This window comes from Lactobacillus delbrueckii subsp. bulgaricus (assembly GCF_046938665.1).
GTDB classification, from domain to species: domain Bacteria; phylum Bacillota; class Bacilli; order Lactobacillales; family Lactobacillaceae; genus Lactobacillus; species Lactobacillus delbrueckii_C.
Map to the genome: position 1 here is coordinate 1 of NZ_JBKZCD010000053.1, position 1,537 is coordinate 1,537.

At 44.2% G+C, this 1,537-nt stretch carries 1 protein-coding gene; it reads right to left on the reverse strand.

The features are described 5' to 3' along the window. Window positions 1-23 precede the first annotated feature (23 nt). Window positions 24-1,406: an RNA-guided endonuclease InsQ/TnpB family protein gene (locus ACLUXO_RS10110; protein ID WP_412137439.1), complete on the reverse strand. Its 1,383-nt coding sequence runs from the start codon at window positions 1,404-1,406 to the stop codon at window positions 24-26. Window positions 1,407-1,537: the final 131 nt, after the last annotated feature.

The following is a 1,537-nucleotide window of genomic DNA, read 5'->3' on the forward strand; positions in this document are numbered from 1 at the left end:
TTACTCGTTTGCCAAGTGGCTCCTCAAATGAGAGGAGACCATTTGGCTGGATGCAACACAGCATCCACTATCCCGTTCGCAAATGAGACGTTCGGGAATACTTTTCTTACTATTTGCATTGCACCGTTGATGTCCGCATTGACCAACAAACCCTTGTTGGTTCTAAACATGCCGCGGTGAATGCGCCGATTGGCTGGGCTCAGCCCTTGCTTTTTTCTGCTCTTATTGCCATTGTTCCAGCATGGCTTTTCGCCGTCAAGAGCACTAGTCTGACTTGTATACGATTCATTTGTGCAGATAACCGTGATACCGACCATATTGGCCTTGTAGCGGATCATATTGATCATCTGCTGGTGAGGCAAGCCAACAAAGTTCTGATTGTTTTTCTTGCCCATATTTACTGACCGTTTCCATGTCTTGTTCTTGCCAATCACAATAGTATTTGCTCCACAGCTTAGCGCGTAATCTACTATGCGCTTGGATGCCTTGTGGGCAAATTGACGAATCTTGGCATTGCGCCAATCGGTTAGGCGCTGCATGGATTTGGTCTGGCCGTATACCGCCTTTGGGCCTTGCTTGGTATTGATGATGCTTTCGAGCTGGTGGTATTGAGCTTGAAGGCTCTTCAATTTCGCCATGCGCTTGTTGTAGTACTGATTGACAGACTTGATTGCACGGCCATTAATGAGTAAGGCCTTATCGCCAGTATTTGAGACGCAGGCAAATGCATTATCTACACCTGGATCGATACCAATATAGCGGCCGTTGTCTGGCAGATACGGTTTCTGGTTTGCAGCTGGAGTGTAGGCTACTGTGAGTTTATAACCATTTGACAGTGGCTTAATTACGATGCGATTGACCTTTTTTATGCCATCTGCAAGCTTGATGCTAAGCCCCAAAGAATGAATAATCAGATACCGCGCTACGACATCTTTGCCATCAGCACTTTTCACTTCTTTGACTCTCGCGTTTTGTGGTGTCACGTAAAAGGTATGACGTCTGCTTTTCTTCAAGTAACGTGGAATTCTCGGCCTGCCGGTAAATTTCTGTGGTGCTATTTTGTAAGATTGCAAGGCACAGAACCAGGCCTTCCAAACCGCGGCTACTTCTTTAAGCGTCTGTTGAGCACATTGAACAGTGGGCATCTGACCATAAAGCATAAGCTCATTGGCATTTCTTTTATTTTTGAAGATCCTGTCCAAGCCCTCATAATAAATCGATCCTTTTCTCTTGAAAAGGGCTTGTCTGAGCTGATACAAAGCGGCGTTATAAATCTTATGAGCAATTTCTGCCGCACGGTCAAGCTCTGGAGTAGCCTTGATGTAATACTCACTGGCCAATTGGTCAATGAGTTCACTATTTCTCGGAATTGTCTTTTGTTTTTTCTTTCTTTTCGCTTGGACCATTTTCGTTTTACCTCCTTTCCTAATAATTCATCCACTGGCCTTAGTGTTACTTGTTCGAAAAGTAATATAGATCACTGACTGTCTTTGGATTATTTCTATGATTTTAAGTTCTTCTACATTCTCGTACCTCT

Bases quoted from the DNA above. Each gene is read 5' to 3' on its own strand.
- ACLUXO_RS10110 (WP_412137439.1), bottom strand. From the start codon at position 1,406: ATGGTCCAAGCGAAAAGAAAGAAAAAACAAAAGACAATTCCGAGAAAT.